We start from the raw sequence: 18,049 nt of genomic DNA on the forward strand, positions 1-18,049 counted from the left end.
GCTTGCTAATTTATCAGGCTATTGATAACAATTAAATGCTTGATTGCTGTGATTGAAGGTTATGTTTTTCGATAATGTAAAAAGGCTAGCGGTTAATAGTGAAAGCTAGCCTTTATTGCGTGTTAAATGATTTTGTGTCAGCTATGGTTTACTTAGCTTTGGTTTATTAGAAAGTAATTTTCCACTGGGTTAGGTTGCCAATATCTTGTTGATAATTGTCCGCAATTGATAGTTTCCATTGACCTTGTGCAAGCCCTGAAGCATTTACAGTATAGGTTTCAATAACATTATCAGCACTGTCACTTCCCGATAACGTTTTCAAAGTATACGAGCTGCCATCAGGGGCAATTAAATTTAAACTGATATCACCACGATATGTATGAGTTATATTGACCGAAACTTTAATCGAGCCTGCATTACCTGATCGTTGAACATCAATATTACTTACAACATTGCCATTATCGGGGATGGCAGTAATGGTGTTATTTTCAAATATGCTTTTCTCTTCACCAGCACTAAATATTTGGTTATTATTTTTACTTCCTGCTGTGTTTGCTGCTGGAGATTGCCAATTGAAGTCACTGTATTGCTTGCCTGTACCGGATAATTGTAATGAGAAACCCGCTTGCGTATTGGATGTTTCTGAAACGCCGATATTAGTCGAAGTTACGCCATTTGCTGGACCGTCGGTAGCAATAAGTTGTCCCTCATAGCTTAAAAATTGACGCACTTGATTACTATCATCAATTAATGCAATGCCATCAGCACTGCCATTTTGTAAGCCAGAAAATGCAAAATTTAACGTACCAAAGCCGTTTGATTGATTGGGAATAGTGCCTTGAAGACTTATCGTTTTATAAGCTGCACCATTAGTTCCGTTATAAGCGATCAGTTGCCAACCATTAAGATTAATACCTGCTGTTCCTGCTAGTTCAACAGCTTCATTTACATCGCTGCTGTTGTTGTCGTAGTGAATTTCATTTATCCATATATAATTGTTACTGCCTGTTGGTGGCGTAACTCCTGTGCTATTACAAACATCTTCAAAAATACAAACAGCATACTCAGGGCGGTCTACGAACGGATTTCGATTACCTTGCTGCGCATATACTGCATCGTTATGTCTTCTTTCAAAATCGTCGACAGGATCATCTTTATGCCATTGAATGAGTACCGATTTTAGCCCCATATAAGCAACACTAACATTTGCACCTGTTTTTGAGCCGGCAATTAAATTGCGATCATCTGTTAAAATTAAGTCTGGTTCATTTACGCCAGTGACGCCATGTACGCCGCCCTCATATCTAACGGCTAAATACATTAAAGCACGGGCTACATCACCTTTACGGCCAATCCAAGTTTGCCAAGTTCCTGTATGACCTGAACCTTTGGTCAGGTTATGTTCACCTGCACCACCCCCGCGGCTATTAGTGAAGTCAGTGGTTTTCTCTGCACAGTCACTGGTACAATTTGCATAAGGCTTATTACTTCGACTCGAGTTGTAGCTGCTGTCGGCAATAAATAAATGATGCGCGTCAGTATAAGGATAATTACTCGTACCATCCTTTGGAAAGCCATAAGATTTTGGCCAACTATGTTCTCGATTATAGTTGTTATTACCACCGCCAACTTTTGCATATGATATGTTTTTATATATGCTAATAACGTTGTTGCTATTGTTTGGGTCTTGATCAGCGGCTTCCAAAATATCCCATGTATCGGTTGCTGAAGAGGTATATGGGAAACGTTGATGATCATCTATAATTTCATGTAAACTTTGCTTAAGTACAGTTGCATTGGCTGTATCAACTGTATCGTAATAGTTTTGAGGTTCAGCAGCATAGGCTATGTTGGCCATAGTTGTAAGGTAGACAGACAAACCAATTGTGTATCGGTATGTCCGCGTTAATATTGCAGATTTCATTTCTATTTCTCTCTTTTTATTATTTTTTATTCAATTACCCAAATAGCAGACAAAAAAATAGGCATGAATTTTCATCCTGCCTATTCCCTGAGCGGTTTCTGTCTAATTGGTCAACAAAATCTTAGCAAAGTTTTGTTACACTTTCATTAAAATAAGTTAATAATATGTTAATTAGGTGTGGTGGTTGGTAAAGAACCTGATACTTAGCGCAAAATTAAATGATTTAAATATTTCCAGGTGTATGGTTTTAAATCGATATAGAGATTGACATTCGTTTTGATTCTCGGCATTGTGAAAATGAATTTTATAAACACTTGTAATAGAATCAATTAATGCTTATCCAAATCCGAAATATGATGAATAAACTAACAAATCAGCAGGCTATTAATGTCAATCGCTGGCTGCTAGTTGTAATTCTGTCGGGTAATAAGTAACGTTTATATTCTACTTCAAACCGCAGATTATCAGACTGCGGTTTTAATTTTTCATTTCAAAGCTCAGTCTCTTTTCTCGGTAATTTTCAAGCATAAAAACGTGCAGGTTTAATAAAAATTGCACTTTAATCATTAAAAAGGAGAGAGGTAATGCCCGTTTCAGTGGCGTATTTAGCCGTCGTTATTATTTGGTCAACAACACCGCTAGGGATTGTCTGGAGTAGTGAAAGTGTTAGCCCAACTTTAGCTGTTTTTTTGCGTATGTTGATTGCGATTATTCCTGGCTTACTACTGATAAAACTGGCAAATATTCACTTACCTTGGTCATTTCAAGCTAGAAAGGTATATGCGTATTCATGCATTGGTATTTTTGGCGGTATGACTTTTTCTTACTTTGCTGCTCAGTACTTATCATCGGGTTTAATGTCACTGGTATTTGGCTTATCGCCAATATTGTCAGGCTTGTTAGGGCAAAAGCTTTTGTCTGAATCTAAATTTAGCCGGACAAAAAAATTGGCGTTAACGGTCGCTTTACTTGGTTTATTTGTCGTCTGCTTTGACAGCATATCTTTGAGTCAGCAGAGTTTTGTCGGTATTGTTTTTATCTTGCTAGGCGTGTTTTTCTTTAGCTTAAGCGGTGTTTTAGTGAAAAGTGTTGTTATTGAAATACACCCACTAGCAACCACAGTAGGAGCCTTGTTGTTCAGCGTGCCATTATTTGCAGTAGCATGGTTGCTGCTTGATGGCACTATACCGTACCAAACTTGGCAGGCTCGCTCAATTTGGGCAATTCTATATTTAGGTATTTTTGGCTCGTTAGTTGGTTTTTTAGCTTACTTTTTTATTTTACAAAAGCTAAGAGCCAGTACCGTGGCTTTGATTACCATGATGACGCCGATATTTGCACTTTACTTAGGTGCTGTTTTAAATAACGAGGTTGTTAGCATGAATTTAGTGTTTGGTGCATTATTGGTGATGTGTGGATTGGCACTATATCAATGGGGCCCAAAGGTTAAGCTGAAAAATAGCTAACCAGTCTGAGTTTAGTTTTTGTTTAGACTAATATAAAAAAACGCCAACAAAATATTTTGTTGGCGTTGATTCATTGCGTAAATTTGTTACGACTTTAGCTATTCTTTTCTATATATTCGTTAACCATAGTTTCAAGAACATTAAGCGGTACTGCGCCATTGGTTAGTACCACATCATGAAATTGACGAATATCAAATTTATCGCCCATTTTCTGTTTTGCCATTTCACGTAGTTCAACAATTTTCAACATACCAATTTTATAAGCCGTAGCTTGTGAAGGCATAACAACGTGACGCTCTACCATTTTTACAGCGTCAGATTTTGCGTTCGGTGTATTGCTTACGTAGTATTCAATACCTTGCGCTCGGTTCCATTTTTTATTATGAATACCAGTATCGACAACTAAACGACAAGCGCGCCACAGTTCCATGGCTAGGCGACCAAAGTCTGCATATGGGTCTTGATAAAAACCAATTTCTTTTGGGATCATTTCAGAATATAAACCCCAACCTTCACTATATGCCGTGTAACCACCAAATTTTCTAAACTTAGGAATACCTTCTAATTCTTGCTTTAAGGCAATTTGCATATGATGGCCAGGAATACCTTCGTGGTAGGCTAATGCTTCCATTTGATATGTTGGCATAGCTTCCATATCGTACAGGTTGGCGTAATAAATACCTGGACGTGAGCCGTCTGGTGCGGGTTGTTGATAAAAAGCTTTACCTGCTGATTTTTCTCTAAACGCTTCGACTTTTTTTACTTTTAAATCCGCTTTAGGTTTAGTGATAAATAGCTGATCTAATTCACCTTTCATGGTATTGATTAGCGCTGTTGCCTCGTTTAAATAACGTTGGCGACCAGCTTCATCACCAGCATAATAGAACTGCTTGTCGTGACGCATAAAGTTAAAGAATTCATTTAAAGTGCCCTTAAAGCCTACTTTTTTCATGATAGAGCGCATTTCATTATGAATACGTTTTACTTCATTTAAACCGATTTGGTGAATCTCATCGGCAGTTAAATCCGTAGTTGTAGTGCGGCTTAAGGCGTTATTGTAAAACTCGTTACCTCGTGGGAATTTCCATGCACCATCAGTATTATCTGCCTTTTTTTCTAGCGCAGTTAGGTAACTAACTAATTGTTGATAACCTGATTTAAACTCATTTGTTAACGCTGATATTAGTGATTTAGTTAGTTTGTTTTTCTGCTCTTCAGTTATATCTAATTTGGCAATTTTACTAACAAAATCAGCATATAGAGTACTATCATCGCCATTATCAAATGGAGCACCAACAAGTAAGTTGTTTGAATCTCGAATAACATGTTCAAAAACAAATTTTGGCGCAATAATGCCTTTATCTTCTCTAATTTTAAGTTGCTGAACCAACTGCTCTAATAATAACTTGGCATTTTTTACACGAGAAATATAATCTTGTGCTTGTTTTTCATTCTTAATACTGTGTTGGTTGATTAACAATGACGGAATTTGTGAATGTACACCAAACATTTGGTTAACTGGGTAGTTATGGTGGCGCCATTGATAATCAGCAATTTGTTGCTCTAGCTTTTGCGCTAATAACTGGTAACTTAACTTTGTTTGCTTATCGACTTTATTGATATCGATAACTTTAATTCTCTCTAATGCTTCTTTTGCGAAAGCAAGTTCTTTGGCACTATTTTCTTCTGATAGGTTTTGCCATTTATCATAGTCAGTTTTAATACCTAAATAGGTTTGACGTACAGGGTTACGATTAACTCCTTCCATAAAAATAGTGTCAAACAACTCGTTAGCAGCTTTTGATGCCGCCATTGTGTTCGTTGTGACATTTTCAGCTAATGTTGCAGTTGCCTTACCTGATGTTGATACATTGGCTTGTTCTTGCTGAGCACAACTAATTGATAATGCCGCTGTTATAGCAACAAGGAGGATAGATTTCTTAAAGATCATAACGGTTTCCTAAATGGGTCAATAATGCATTGTGCCGTTTTTTTTATATTTTTATCAAGCTATCAACGCCCAGTTGCCCAATTATTGCGACAATCACCAGTCGTAAGTTTTTCCGACATGGATTATTATTTAGCACTAGGTCATATATTGCTTATGATCGGGTATAGTTTTTACAGCGACACCTTTTCGGTTATGGTTCAAATGCGAGTATTTTTTTAGTAATGGAAAAAGATAAAAATTCAAAAATTTCATTTAGGCAAGCTAATGAAAGCGATAGGGGCTTTCTGTTATCTTTACGCAAAGCGTCGATGAATGACCATTTAATAGAGGCTGGCATTGTTTTAAACGACCAACAACATTTGCAACGAATTGATGAATTTTTTAGCGATTCACATTTGATTCTTCGCGATAACGAACCAATTGGCCTATTAAAGCTAGGCTTGTTTTCCGATCGTATTCATATTAGACAATTTCAAATATTGCCTAACTTTCATGGTTTAGGGATTGGCAGTTTAATTTTAACTATGGTTAAACGTAAGGCAATAGAAAAGCAAGTTTCAATAACGTTAAATGTCTTACTTGATAATCCTGCAAAACAATTATATTTACGTCACGATTTCATCGTAAGTGGCGTCAATGAACTTGAATATCAAATGCGTTGGCAACGACCTATATAAAACTGAATTTTTACTATCAACTTTGTTGTTGATGAAATTAAAAATCCAGCATCAATGACGTTCTAGTCATGATGCTGGATTAGGTAGTCGTAACCTAGCTAAAAATTTATTCAAATAAGCATCGAAGGCACTTATTAATAAATTTTACCTGATGCTCTAACGGCCGCTTTATCAACACGGGTTGGTGTCACTTCGCCATCGACTAATGATTGAGTTGAGGTTGCTAATGATTCGATTACTTTGTGCATTGAGTTTAGATCGAGACTGCTAATGTCATCGGATGTTTGATGATAATGCTGGTCTTTATCAAGTTGTGTGCTACTAAAACTGTGAGCAGGAACCCCTAAACGTGCCAATGTCGCGTTATCTGAACGGTAAAATAGCCCTTGTTCTGGGTAAGGATCTTGATAAATTTCAGTATTTAATACTTTTAACTTTTCATTAAGTAATGCGCCAAGGTTAGATCGTTCCATACCTGTCATCCACACCGTACCAGCACCAAACTTTGAGGGCTTACCGATCATTTCAATATTAATCATGGCAACTACATCATCAGGGTTAAGTTGTTGTGAAAAATATTTAGAGCCAAAACCTCCAATTTCTTCTGCTGTGAACGCGCTAAACATTAAGGTGCGCTTGTTATTACCTTTTTGTGCATAATATTGCGCCAAGTTAATGACTGCTGTGGTACCAGAGGCGTCGTCGTCAGCACCATTGTATATTTTCTTGCCGTCAGGAGTGGTTCCTAAATGATCATAATGCGCAGAATAAAGCACTATTTCATCAGCATTTTTTACGCCGGGTAAAACACCAACTACATTGGTTAATGTTTGTTGGCTAATTTTTGCTGTCGCATCTACCTGATACTGTTCTATGCTTGTTTCGTCGCTCAAAACCATGACAATTGCGCCACGATGTTCAAGCGAAAGTTTGGTTAAGCCTCGACTAAAGTAGCCTTGATAACCTTTAAATAACTTGGCGTGACTTGTATTGATAATGACAAGGTGTTGACCACCAACTTGATTTAACTTGCTCAACACTTTTCTCATGTCGTCATCTTTGCCAATAACGTGAGTTTTTGCACTATTAGGCTGCCATTTAAAACTTTCCATAGTGGTTGCCATGGCTAGGTTATCACTGGAAATATTATGACCATTTAATGATACGGTTAGTGATTGTGGCTGAATTTGGCTAACGGAGAAACTCTGTAAAAAGCTGTTGTTACTTTGCTTTTTATTGCTATTTAAGGGGACTAAGCCAATTTCAGCAAACCGTTTGGCAATATAATTGGCAGCTTGATCAATTTCCGGGCTAAAGCTTGCGCGACCATTAAGCATATCGCTGGCTAAATAGGTAATATCTTTAATTACTTGTTGTTTAGGAATAATTTCCGCGAAACTGGAAAATGCACAAGTAACAGCTAATGCGGCAACCAATGATTTAAGCTGAAAACTAACCTTTGCAGGCTTTCTGTTATTTTTAGTATTTTTCATGAGGCCTAATATTTATTATGTAGTTTTATTATTTGTATCTACTATTGAAAATTTTGAATGATTAATCAATAAAATTAATATAAGAGCTATTAACTCTGATCATTTCAGTCTAGTTAATTCGACTAAAAGCGTTTGTTCGCCGCTGCTGAGCCATAATTGCCCATCTTGAATGCTTATTTGAAATTCCATGGAACGCTCAGCAAGTTCTGCTAAAGCTTCTGCGGTATCTTCGCTGAAACTTTCAATAGATAATTTATCAAATTGATTAAGTTTACTTTGTGCCTGCTGCCACCAAGTATTTACGCTGCTGCCGTAGCAATATAGTTTCACTTGTTGTGCGCGGTTACAGGCTTTTTTAAGGCGTTTTTCATCTAATTGCCCAAGCTCTATCCAAAGTTCTATTTCTTCGCTGTAATTAATTTGCCAAATAGCAGCTTCGTCTTCGTCACTTACCCCTTTGCCAAATTGCAGGTTTTCATTGGCATTAAGCACAAAAGCAATCAGGCGAATCATCATACGACGATTCGTTTCAGAAGGGTGTTGAGCCACGGTTAATTGCAATGTGTCATAATAATTTCTATCCATGTCTGACAAGTGGATAGTTGCTTTATTAATTGTTGATTTAAGAGCCATAAAATTTAATGAAATAGGGTAAATAATTGTGGGCATAGTAACGTTTATTAACAGTGTGTGATAGCAAGTTGTTAAATTTGTTTATATTTAAAATGAATACCTAGCATAATCTGTATTGATTTAAGTGCGGTAAGCTTAGGTGTTAAACTAGCGCTTCACTCTTCATATGGAACTGCAATTATGGCTATTCAATCGTTTATCCCTCCTCAGCGTACATTAATGGGACCTGGTCCGTCTGATGTTAGTCAACGTGTTTTGTCTGCATTAGCTCGGCCAACGGTTGGTCATTTAGATCCGACGTTTATTAACATGATGGATGAACTAAAGCAGTTATTGCAATATGCATTTAAAACTAATAACAGCAATACCATGGCTATTTCTGCTCCTGGTTCTGCTGGTATGGAAGCTTGTTTTGTTAATTTAGTAACCCCTGATGATACTGTTGTTGTTTGTCGCAATGGCGTGTTTGGTGCAAGAATGATTGAAAATGTTACCCGCATTGGTGCTAATGTTGTGGTCGTTGATTCACCTTGGGGTAGAGCGGTTGAACCACAGCAATTGGAAGATGCTTTAAAAAGCCATCCACAAGCAAACTTTGTCGCTTTTGTTCATGCGGAAACATCAACTGGTGCTTGTTCTGATGCAAAAACACTATGTGAAATTGCTAAACGCTATCAGTGTTTAACGATAGTTGATGCGGTAACCTCGCTAGGCGGTATTGAACTTAACGTTGATGAATGGGGCATTGATGCTATTTATTCTGGCAGTCAAAAGTGTTTATCTTGTGTGCCAGGTATTTCGCCTGTTAGCTTTAGCGAACAAGCGAGTGAGGTTATTGCCAATAGAACAACGCCAGTGCCAAGCTGGTTTTTAGATCAATCTTTGGTGATGGGATATTGGTCAGGGGCTGGTAAGCGTGCATACCATCATACGGCGCCGGTAAATTCGCTTTATGCTTTGCATGAATCTTTATTGATGTTGCAGCAAGAGGGCATTGAAAACTCTTGGGCTCGCCATAAATTGCAACATAGCAAGCTTGCAAGCGGGCTGACTGATTTAGGATTAGACTTCATCGTACCGGCTGATGAACGATTACCGCAGTTAAACTCCGTTTATATTCCACAAGGTATTGACGATGTTAAGGTACGCCAATATTTACTTAGCGAATATAACCTTGAAATTGGTGCTGGCCTTGGGCAATTTGCTGGTAAGGCATGGCGAATTGGCTTAATGGGCTATGCTGCGAAAAGCGAAAATGTAGCACTGTGTCTTAGTGCACTTGCTGATGCATTAACTCGTTTTAGATAAAGCCTTTTGTTTAACCCATATTTTTAAATTGAATAACTTGCTTATTTAAACCGCAGTGGATAGGGCGGCTAGCTTGCAAATGAACAAATTTTTGCTAGGCTTTAGCCGTTCTTATGCGAGTTATGTTGTTAACCAGTATTAGAAAATAGCAGTCAATAATTGACCAGAATAAAAATCTGGTGTTGTAGTTTATGAGTTTTTCAGGTGAATTTGCTCGGCATAATATTCACGATGAGGAGTCATAATGTACAAAATTAATTTTAGTAAAATATTCAATAGTATATTCATTTCTTTTTTGTTGGTTTTCAGTAATTTTTCTTTAAGCGCTGAAATGAAATTAAACCTAGCTGATGTTTGGATCATGGTGCCAAAAGATGGTCAGTCAGCGAAATTTGAAACAGCATTTAAATCACATTTAAAGTATCGGCAAAAACAGCAAGATCCACGTGTTTGGAATACTTATATACCCGTTGTTGGTCGCGATATCAGTTTTTACGTTGTACGCAGTTGTTGCTTAAGTTGGGGAGATTTAGACAGCTATCAACAATGGTCTGATAAAGCTAAAGTACTTGAGCATTGGAATAAAAATGTTGCGCCATTGGTAAGCAGTTACGAGCATTACTTTAACGAACTTGATTTTGCCAATAGCCATTGGCCTGAGTCAAATGACGGCATGAAGTATTTTGCTGTTACCCAGTATCGGGTAAAAATGGGCAAACGGGGCAGCATTGCAGAAGGTAAGAAAATCTTAAGTGATTATGCCAAAGCAATGAAATGGCCTTATTACTGGTCGTGGAGCGATCAAATCGGTGGTAAAGAGAATTTAAGTTTAGTCATTCCATATAATAACTACGCTGATATGGCACCACCGGAAGAAAGCTTTTATCAAGCGATTGTTAAACATTTAAAAAGCGAAGATAAGGCTAAAGAGATTTTTAAACAGTGGAGTGGAAATTTTAAGTCAACTGATTACACCATTTATCGATACCGACCTGACTTATCCATGAAGTAAATTGCAATAGTTTTTCTATAAAAATTTCATGATTTTAGTTAACATTGCCTATTAATTATTATTAGGCAATGTGACTAGCTTTGTATTTCCATTTATGAATTTTTTAATTATTACCTTTTTAAGCGCGTTCCTGCTCTTTCAAGTTCAACCTTTAATCGCTAAACAAATATTGCCACAATTTGGTGGTGGCGCAGCAGTTTGGACAACATGCATGTTATTTTTCCAAGGCTTGCTATTTTTAGGATATTTATATGCACACCTGCTCACTAAAATACAGTCACTAAAAGCTCAAGCTTATACGCATTTAGCCGTAGTTCTTCTGTGCGCTTTATTCCTTCCGATAACCATGAAAAGTGTGACTGAAATTGAGTCATATTCACCGTTATTTGGTATTATGCTGCTGCTAGTCTCGTCTGTTGGATTACCCTATTTTTTACTAGCAACAACGGGTCCTTTAATGCAGCGCTGGCTGAGTGTTATTGAGCTGAAAAAACTACCTTATAAACTCTACTCTCTGTCAAATACCGGCTCTTTGTTAGCGTTACTTAGCTTTCCATTTTTATTTGAACCTTTATTAACGGTAAAACAGCAGGCAAATTATTGGTCAATATTATTTGGACTTTTAAGCATTTTGCTATTGCTACTATGTATTAACGTGGCGAAGCAAAAAATAACTATGTCCAATGAAAATATTGAACGCCATGATAGTGCTAAGGGCCGCATTATGCCGCCTATACTTTGGCTGCTATTAGCAGCAGTTGGTGTTGTGTTGTTAGTGGCTACCACGAATGCCATGACCCAAAATCTGCCACCAGTTCCATTTTTATGGATTATGCCGCTGTGCCTTTATTTGCTCAGCTTTATTATTTGCTTTCATAGTCCGCATTGGTATGTGCGCTGGTATTGCTTTTTAATTTTTGCCATTGCCGCGATGGTTGGCTTGTTGATGTACTTTATCGGTTCACAATTTAGTATTGTGTCGCAAATTTTTATCTATAGCGCAATTATGTTTAGTGGTTGTATGATTTGTCATGGTGAACTTGCAAAGCAGCAGCCAAATGTTGAAAAACTGACCTTTTATTATTTAATGGTCGCACTGGGTGGTTTTGTTGGTAGTGCATTTGTAATTTTTGTTGCCCAACAAGCTTTTCAACAGTTTAGTGAATATCCGCTAAGTATTATCGCTGTTTTCATTTTAATGACCGCAAGTGTTTATCTTGAGAGTAAGCGTAGTAAGTTATTAATGGGGAGTAACTTAGCTATTGCTGTTTTGCTATCGCTAGGCTTTTGGCAGCTTAACAGTGCGTTTGTTAAAACGAATGTTTATAGTGAACGAAATTTTTACGGCATTATTAGTGTTAAAGATGTTGAGATTGACGGAAAAGTAGAGCGTAGACTTATCGACGGCACAACATCACATGGAACGCAAAGCTTGGAAACTGGCGAGTCCTTAACACCGTTAAGTTATTACCGAAAAGATACTGGCGTTGGTATTGCGATTAAAGCACTACAAAAACAACATGCTAAAAGAGGAATTAATGTAGCGGTAGTTGGCTTAGGCGCAGGCACACTTGCAGCTTATGGAAGAACTAATGATAATTTTCATTTTTATGAACTTAACCCTGCCGTAATTGATGCAGCAAATAATTACTTTACATATCTTACTAATTCAAAGGCTAAATTAAGCATTTATCAAGGAGATGGGCGAGTAACTCTGAACGAGCAACTACAAGTGCAAGGTAGCGAACAATTTGATTTATTAGTTATTGATGCCTTTGCTGGTGACGCTGTTCCGCAACATTTACTAACGCTTGAGGCCTATGAATTATACTTTAAGCGCTTAAAGCCTAATGGAATTTTAGCTGTACATGTTTCAAATAGTCACTTAGATTTAGCCCGTTTGGTAAGTAACAGTGCTGAGCAGCTAGGCAAATCATCACGCTATTTCTTTAGTGCTGCGAAGCAAAACCACCAAAATAATGCTCAGTGGCTACTATTGGCTAATGATGAAATCGCTTTCAGCAATAGCCTCTATAGTCTTTATGCCACAGACAAGCTTAAAAATAGTATTAAATATCAAGAGAAAGTTATTTGGACGGATGATCATAGTAATCTTTTCTCAATACTAAAATAATATGAAGTTATTCGAGTAGGGAAAAATAAATTTAAGTGTTATTAAATTAATAACACTTAAATTTGTACTAGCGTATTTGTGTTTTCGTTGCAGGCATTATTGGTGTTTAACGACTACTTATTTATCAAATTACCAACTACCGGTATTTTCCATGCTTGCCCAAGGTTCTTGAGGGGCTAAGCGTTTACCTTTTTGCAATAGTTCTATCGAAACGTTGTCTGGTGATTTAACAAATGCCATATGACCACAACGTGGAGGACGATTAATAGAAACCCCAGCAGACATTAGCTTTTCACAGGTTTGATAAATATTATCAACTTCAAAAGCTAGATGACCAAAGTTACGTCCTGAGCTGTAATCTTCTTCTGAGCCCCAATTATGTGTTAGTTCAATTTCCGCAGCACCAACTTCGGTTGCTAAAAATACTAAAGTGAATTTCCCTTCTGGTACATCAACGCGGCGTGTTTCAACTAAGCCTAGTTTGTCTATGTAAAAGTCTAATGATTGTTCTACGTTCTTTACGCGAACCATAGTGTGTAAAAATTTCATTTGTTCAGGATCCAAATAGTTTTTAAATTTATCTAAGTTTAACCGTTACATAGCTTATAGAGAAGCCACTAGCTATAAGTAAATGACTTAAATCTAGGCTAATTCATTTTGCCGGTACTGGTTAGGCGTAAAGCCCGTTTGTAATTTAAAAGTGCGGGTAAATGGTCCTATCGATGCAAAGCCACTCTCTAAGCCAACCACAAGTACCGGCCATTTTTGTTTCTCTGGATCACAAAGTAGCCTTTTAGCGTGTGTTATGCGTAATTCATTAACGTAATGGTTGAAGTTACGAGCGTTTAAATTATTTTTTAGCACTTTACTAATTTTATATTCTGACACTTCAAGTTCACGGGCAATATCCGCTACTTTTAAGTTTGCTTTTAAATATAAAGATTGTCTGCGCAATAACGCTTCTACTTTTTCTGCGAGTACTTGTTCAAACTCTGATGTTTCAGTTGATTCAACAGCACTTTGTTCGCTGTGTTGGCATGCAACTCTTTCGGCTTGGCTTTTTGTTGTTTTAAAGCGCCAAAACATCAATATTTGTGTATTTATTAATACAAAGAAAATAATGACTGCAGTTATTAATTCTTTTGCTGCTGGGTTTTCAATAAACAACCCTTGCGATAATTTACTAAATGCGACCGCAAAGCCAAAAGTAGTTAAAAATAATAAACGTTGGGCTTTGCCTTTTTTATTAGCGGTATTGTAACCACGGCATCCTTCCCAGAAGGAAAGCATAATTACAGTCGATGATAATAAAACTGTTAACTCACTAATGATATATGGAATGAAGCTGCTATTTTCGATGGTGAAAAATGTACTGTTATTAATAAATAAGTAGCCTTGATTTATCATAATTAACAGCGCTATCGCGATAGCAATAGTAATATGGGGCAGTGAAATAGCGTTTTTTTCTCTAAACAAGCTACGCGAAAGTAACCAGTAGCCATTGCAAGTAGCACAAGCTCCCATCCCTATTAAGTATTGGTAGGCCCCAATACTATCTCCGGAAATTTTTTTTGTCGCCATTAAGGCAATAGAGCCACAAAATAAAGCAAACATAATGTGAGCTAATTGCTTATCACGCACTAAAAGCTGAGCAATTAAAAATACTAAACTGATAACAAGCAAAGCCGAGTATATATTTGTTAGTTCCATAATAAATTTACCAGTAAAGTAATAAGTTGGAAAAATTTTACCAATCGAGTGTTTCTTGTTCAACACAGAATTTATTAGTAAATATTTCTAAAAAACCTATACCGAATTTTAAATTCGGTGCGATTTACCTTCTTTTCACATGCAAAATTTAGCTTAATCACTAAGTAAACATATAAAGGTTAAGTATGCAGATTTTGATGGATAAAATTGGACAACCACTAGTATCAGCAGAGAAGGCGTTAAGTCATATTGTTAAGTTTTGGGTTAGTATTGCACTGCTCGGACAGTGGTTTTTTGCCGCATATATTTTAAGTATTTATGCTGTTCCAACGTTATTTGGGGCTACTGAATTAACCTATTCGCTATCTCCTGGGCAAGCAGCAAAGGCCGAAAATAGTACAGCAGTATTTATATTTTTTGCTCATGTTCTCCCAGCTGCTTTAATGGCAATGAGCGGCTTATTTCAGCTATTCCCGATAATACGAAAGAAATATCCTAAATTTCACCGATATAACGGTAGGGTGTTTATGGTATTAGGTTTGTCGGGAGCGCTTACAGGCTTATATTTAACTTGGGGCGCGGGGTTTAGGTTTAGTGATTTAGGTAGTTTAGGAGTGACTTTCAATGGCATTTTAATTCCTATCGCCATCTATTTTGCTTGGAAAGCGGCAATTGAAAAGAAATTCGCAATCCATCAACGTTTTGCTATTCATAGTTTTATTTTGATTAATGGCGTTTGGTCATTTAGGTTGTATTTAATGGGTTGGTTTGTCATTAATCAAGGGTCGAACGGTAATACAAGTAGCATTGATGGGCCTGCAGATATAGCGCTGTCTTTTGCATGTTATTTACTACCTATGGCAATTGCTGAAATAATTTTTTGGGCGCAACGAAATAAAAGCAATAATATTAAATGGGTCGCTACGGCTTTTGCTGCAATGGGAGCGATAATAACCACCATAGGTGTAATTGCTGCAGGTACTATGATGTGGCTACCGAGAATTAAGCAAGCATTTACAGGCTTTTTATAGGTAATACTGAATAATTATTACTAGGCGGCCAGTATATTTTCTAGCCGCTTGTTATGATCACTTTTTACATACTATTTTTGTTTTTCTAATAGAGAATATTTAGACTATTAATTTAAAAAGGAGCCAGAATGAAAATGAGTAATTATTTAGTTTATTTATTCTTATTAGTATGTTCTATCAGTACTTCGGCGATAACAAATGATAAGAGCATGTCAGGTACGTTAGTCGTGGTAAACAAAAAAGCTGATACGGTTAACTTCATTGACCTTAAGAGCCGTAAAATCAAATACACGCTTGCAACGGGTAAGGGGCCGCATGAATTAGCGATAAGCGCGGACGGACGTTTGGCGGTAGTCACAGATTATATTGATGGTAATAGTTTAACTGTTTTTGACGTTCAGCAAGCAAAGAAGATTAAAACCATTGATTTATCTAATTATCCTAGGCCTCATGGGGTATTGTTTTTAAAAGATCAGCGAAGAGTTGCGGTATCTTCTGAAGCATCGGATAGTGTAGTCATCGTTGATATCATTTCAGGCCTGATTGATAAGGCAATTGGCACCAAACAAAAAGGCTCTCATATGGTGGCATTGCCTGAATCTAGCGAACGAGTATATACCACTAATATGGGCTCAAATACGGTATCTGAATTAGATGTGCAGTCGGGTACTTTACTTCGAAAAATTTCAACACCAAAAATACCCGAGGCGATCACGGTAAATAAAGCTGGCTCAGAGTTATGGGTGGGGAGCAATGATGACGGTTTGCTCACTGTATTTAATTTAAATAATGATGGTGTAATTAAGCAATGGAGTGGCTTTAGTTTTCCATATCGAATATTACTGACCAACGATGAACAATACGCTGTGATCCCAGACTACAAGAGTAATACGCTCGACATTATTGATGCGAGAAATAAGAAAAAACTACATCAAGTAAGATTTGATAGAGGAACAGGGCCTAAAGGTGTGGTTTATCATCCAGATGATCGAACTTTATTTATGTCAGCTTACGGTAAAGATAAGGTTTTTGTTATTGATATAATCTCAGGTGAAACATTATTTGAGCTGCCTACAGGAAGTGGCCCAGATGGAATAGGTTATTCATCATTGGTATTACCTTAAAATTGTTGAATAATTTGTGATGTTCTTTATTTAAAAAGTTGGCGTAAACGACACGAAAGATTTAGAATTCCTCGTCTTTATCTTAAAAGTAACTCATCGATTAAAGTTTCATCATGGAGCAAAAATGAAATTATTGAAAAATGTGACGCTCAGTGCGTTGTTGTGTGTAATGAGTATGCCGTTAGTTGCGGAAGAGCCAATAATAACAAAACATCAAAAAGAAACAGCTCAACAGTTAATGGAAACTGCACTTAAAAGTGAACTTGGTTTCAGTATTGTAGAATCATTGACCACGGAAATTGGTCCTCGTCTTGGCGGCTCAGAAGCAGAAAAGCGCGCACGTGACTGGGGGGTAAATTTAGGCAAAGAATTAGGCTTTGATAAAGCCACAATTGAAGAGTTTACTATGCCATTTTGGGATAGAGGTCACTTACATATCGCTTTAACGTCACCTTATAATCAAGAATTATATGGTTCAGCGCTAGGTGGTGGCGCGCCAAGCGAAAAAGAAATTAATGCACCGATTGTTTATTTTAGAGATATTCACGCGCTAACATCTATTGAAGATGGCACGCTAAAAGGCAAAGTTGCCTTTGTTGATGGCGAACCTATGGTTAAAAGTCAAACGGGTGCGGGTTATGGCCCATCAAACCAAAAGCGCAGAATTGGCTGGAAACATGCTGAACGTGGCGGCGCAAGTGCACTAATAATTCGTTCTGTAGGATCAGACTCTCACCGTTTCCCACACACCGGCATGATGAGTAAAAACGGCGATAAGTGGGCAAATATCCCGGTAATTGCTATCTCAAATCCAGATGCTGACCACTTACGTCGCTTACATAATTTGGAAAAGCCTCTATCTATTTCGCTACATTCAGGCTCTGATTGGAAAGGTGAAGTTACTAGCGGTAATGTTGTGCTAGATATCATCGGCAGTGAAAAGCCTGAAGAAATTGTTCTTATCGGTGGTCACTTAGATAGTTGGGATTTAGGCACAGGAGCGGTTGATGATGGCGCTGGTATTGCGATAACAACAGCTGCGGCAAAGTTAATTGCTAACTTACCTAAACGTCCAAAACGTACTATTCGTGTTGTTATGTTTGGTGCTGAGGAAGTAGGGCTATTAGGGGCTTTTGCTTATGCTAAGCAGCACGAAAAAAACCTTCATAACCATGTGCTTGCTACAGAGTCTGACTTTGGTGCGCGAAATATCTGGCGTCTTGCTTCTAACGTTAACCCACAAGCGACAAAGTTAGTAGATGAAATTGCTAAAATCATCGCTCCTTTAGGCATTGTTCGTGGTGGCTCAGATGTTAAAGGCGGTGGACCTGATATTATTCCTATTGCCAATAAAGGAGTCCCTACTATTCGCTTAAATCAAGAAGGTACTGACTATTTCGACTTACATCACACACCAGACGATACATTAGATAAGATCAACCCTGATGAATTAGCACAAAATGTCGCGGCATATGCAGCAACAATTTTCCTATTTGCTGATTCGAATGTGGATTTAAAAGCGAAACCTTAGACTGTTGCAAATACTGAAATATTAAAAAGGAGGCTATTTTGCCTCCTTTTTAATA

14 protein-coding genes are annotated in these 18,049 nt (G+C 37.4%); 8 read left to right on the forward strand and 6 right to left on the reverse strand.

Annotation, left to right across the window (positions count from 1 at the left end; translation table 11 throughout):
* Window positions 1–166: 166 nt before the first annotated feature.
* Window positions 167–1,924, reverse strand: coding sequence for an endonuclease (locus tag AC27E9_RS10030; protein ID WP_487129734.1), 1,758 nt, complete (start codon window positions 1,922–1,924; stop codon window positions 167–169).
* Between the two features lie 584 nt (window positions 1,925–2,508).
* Between AC27E9_RS10030 and AC27E9_RS10035 the strand changes: the two genes are divergently transcribed.
* Window positions 2,509–3,390: a DMT family transporter gene (locus tag AC27E9_RS10035; protein WP_487129736.1), complete on the forward strand. Its 882-nt coding sequence runs from the start codon at window positions 2,509–2,511 to the stop codon at window positions 3,388–3,390.
* 94 nt (window positions 3,391–3,484) lie between these two features.
* On the opposite strand, the gene AC27E9_RS10040 is transcribed toward AC27E9_RS10035, so the two are convergent.
* Window positions 3,485–5,338, reverse strand: a complete 1,854-nt coding sequence (locus AC27E9_RS10040) for a DUF885 domain-containing protein (protein WP_487130058.1) — start codon at window positions 5,336–5,338, stop codon at window positions 3,485–3,487.
* A 224-nt stretch (window positions 5,339–5,562) separates the two neighbouring features.
* Here AC27E9_RS10040 and AC27E9_RS10045 point away from each other — a divergent pair, with 224 nt between their 5' ends.
* Window positions 5,563–6,018 carry a GNAT family N-acetyltransferase gene (locus AC27E9_RS10045; protein WP_487129738.1) on the forward strand — a complete coding sequence of 152 codons (456 nt, stop codon included), beginning with the start codon at window positions 5,563–5,565 and terminating at the stop codon, window positions 6,016–6,018.
* A 134-nt stretch (window positions 6,019–6,152) separates the two neighbouring features.
* On the opposite strand, the gene AC27E9_RS10050 is transcribed toward AC27E9_RS10045, so the two are convergent.
* Both AC27E9_RS10050 and AC27E9_RS10055 read right to left on the reverse strand, forming a co-directional pair.
* Window positions 6,153–7,511, reverse strand: coding sequence for a M28 family metallopeptidase (locus tag AC27E9_RS10050; protein WP_487129740.1), 1,359 nt, complete (start codon window positions 7,509–7,511; stop codon window positions 6,153–6,155).
* A gap of 99 nt (window positions 7,512–7,610) precedes the next feature.
* A complete protein-coding gene (locus AC27E9_RS10055; RefSeq protein ID WP_487130060.1) occupies window positions 7,611–8,144 on the reverse strand; it encodes a YaeQ family protein in 534 nt (177 codons plus the stop codon).
* Between the two features lie 180 nt (window positions 8,145–8,324).
* Between AC27E9_RS10055 and AC27E9_RS10060 the strand changes: the two genes are divergently transcribed.
* From AC27E9_RS10060 to AC27E9_RS10070, 3 genes are all read left to right on the forward strand, one after another.
* Window positions 8,325–9,452 carry a pyridoxal-phosphate-dependent aminotransferase family protein gene (locus AC27E9_RS10060; RefSeq protein WP_487129742.1) on the forward strand — a complete coding sequence of 376 codons (1,128 nt, stop codon included), beginning with the start codon at window positions 8,325–8,327 and terminating at the stop codon, window positions 9,450–9,452.
* A 331-nt stretch (window positions 9,453–9,783) separates the two neighbouring features.
* The gene (locus AC27E9_RS10065) at window positions 9,784–10,464 is read left to right on the forward strand and encodes a hypothetical protein (protein ID WP_487129744.1); all 681 of its coding nucleotides are present in this window, start codon (window positions 9,784–9,786) and stop codon (window positions 10,462–10,464) included.
* 94 nt (window positions 10,465–10,558) lie between these two features.
* A complete protein-coding gene (locus AC27E9_RS10070; RefSeq protein ID WP_487129746.1) occupies window positions 10,559–12,598 on the forward strand; it encodes a fused MFS/spermidine synthase in 2,040 nt (679 codons plus the stop codon).
* 129 nt (window positions 12,599–12,727) lie between these two features.
* Here the strand turns inward: AC27E9_RS10070 and AC27E9_RS10075 are convergent, their stop codons facing one another.
* Together AC27E9_RS10075 and AC27E9_RS10080 are read right to left on the reverse strand one after the other, a co-directional pair.
* The gene (locus tag AC27E9_RS10075; protein WP_487129748.1) at window positions 12,728–13,147 is read right to left on the reverse strand and encodes a lactoylglutathione lyase; all 420 of its coding nucleotides are present in this window, start codon (window positions 13,145–13,147) and stop codon (window positions 12,728–12,730) included.
* 93 nt (window positions 13,148–13,240) lie between these two features.
* Entirely contained in the window at window positions 13,241–14,308 is a 1,068-nt protein-coding gene (locus AC27E9_RS10080; protein WP_487129750.1) for a helix-turn-helix domain-containing protein, read from the reverse strand.
* Window positions 14,309–14,505: 197 nt separating this feature from the next.
* On the opposite strand from AC27E9_RS10080, the gene AC27E9_RS10085 reads away from it, so the two are divergent.
* The 3 genes from AC27E9_RS10085 (at window position 14,506) to AC27E9_RS10095 (ending at window position 17,994) form a co-directional block, all read left to right on the forward strand.
* On the forward strand, window positions 14,506–15,339 hold the full coding sequence (locus AC27E9_RS10085; protein WP_487129752.1) for a DUF2306 domain-containing protein: 834 nt from the start codon (window positions 14,506–14,508) through the stop codon (window positions 15,337–15,339).
* 128 nt (window positions 15,340–15,467) lie between these two features.
* Window positions 15,468–16,463: a YncE family protein gene (locus AC27E9_RS10090; protein ID WP_487129753.1), complete on the forward strand. Its 996-nt coding sequence runs from the start codon at window positions 15,468–15,470 to the stop codon at window positions 16,461–16,463.
* A 169-nt stretch (window positions 16,464–16,632) separates the two neighbouring features.
* Window positions 16,633–17,994 carry a M20/M25/M40 family metallo-hydrolase gene (locus AC27E9_RS10095; protein ID WP_487130062.1) on the forward strand — a complete coding sequence of 454 codons (1,362 nt, stop codon included), beginning with the start codon at window positions 16,633–16,635 and terminating at the stop codon, window positions 17,992–17,994.
* The last annotated feature ends 55 nt before the right edge of the window (window positions 17,995–18,049 follow it).

This window comes from Colwellia meonggei, assembly GCF_057537295.1.

What these genes read in the sequence shown, in the direction of transcription:
- AC27E9_RS10095 (WP_487130062.1), top strand. Translation starts at nt 16,633, where the DNA reads ATGAGTATGCCGTTAGTTGCGGAAGAGCCAATAATAACAAAACATCAA.
- AC27E9_RS10085 (WP_487129752.1), top strand. Translation starts at nt 14,506, where the DNA reads ATGGATAAAATTGGACAACCACTAGTATCAGCAGAGAAGGCGTTAAGT.
- AC27E9_RS10065 (WP_487129744.1), top strand. Translation starts at nt 9,784, where the DNA reads ATGAAATTAAACCTAGCTGATGTTTGGATCATGGTGCCAAAAGATGGT.
- AC27E9_RS10030 (WP_487129734.1), bottom strand. Translation starts at nt 1,924, where the DNA reads ATGAAATCTGCAATATTAACGCGGACATACCGATACACAATTGGTTTG.
- AC27E9_RS10090 (WP_487129753.1), top strand. Translation starts at nt 15,468, where the DNA reads ATGAAAATGAGTAATTATTTAGTTTATTTATTCTTATTAGTATGTTCT.
- AC27E9_RS10055 (WP_487130060.1), bottom strand. Translation starts at nt 8,144, where the DNA reads ATGGCTCTTAAATCAACAATTAATAAAGCAACTATCCACTTGTCAGAC.
- AC27E9_RS10035 (WP_487129736.1), top strand. Translation starts at nt 2,509, where the DNA reads ATGCCCGTTTCAGTGGCGTATTTAGCCGTCGTTATTATTTGGTCAACA.
- AC27E9_RS10070 (WP_487129746.1), top strand. Translation starts at nt 10,559, where the DNA reads ATGAATTTTTTAATTATTACCTTTTTAAGCGCGTTCCTGCTCTTTCAA.
- AC27E9_RS10075 (WP_487129748.1), bottom strand. Translation starts at nt 13,147, where the DNA reads ATGAAATTTTTACACACTATGGTTCGCGTAAAGAACGTAGAACAATCA.
- AC27E9_RS10050 (WP_487129740.1), bottom strand. Translation starts at nt 7,511, where the DNA reads ATGAAAAATACTAAAAATAACAGAAAGCCTGCAAAGGTTAGTTTTCAG.
- AC27E9_RS10060 (WP_487129742.1), top strand. Translation starts at nt 8,325, where the DNA reads ATGGCTATTCAATCGTTTATCCCTCCTCAGCGTACATTAATGGGACCT.
- AC27E9_RS10045 (WP_487129738.1), top strand. Translation starts at nt 5,563, where the DNA reads ATGGAAAAAGATAAAAATTCAAAAATTTCATTTAGGCAAGCTAATGAA.
- AC27E9_RS10080 (WP_487129750.1), bottom strand. Translation starts at nt 14,308, where the DNA reads ATGGAACTAACAAATATATACTCGGCTTTGCTTGTTATCAGTTTAGTA.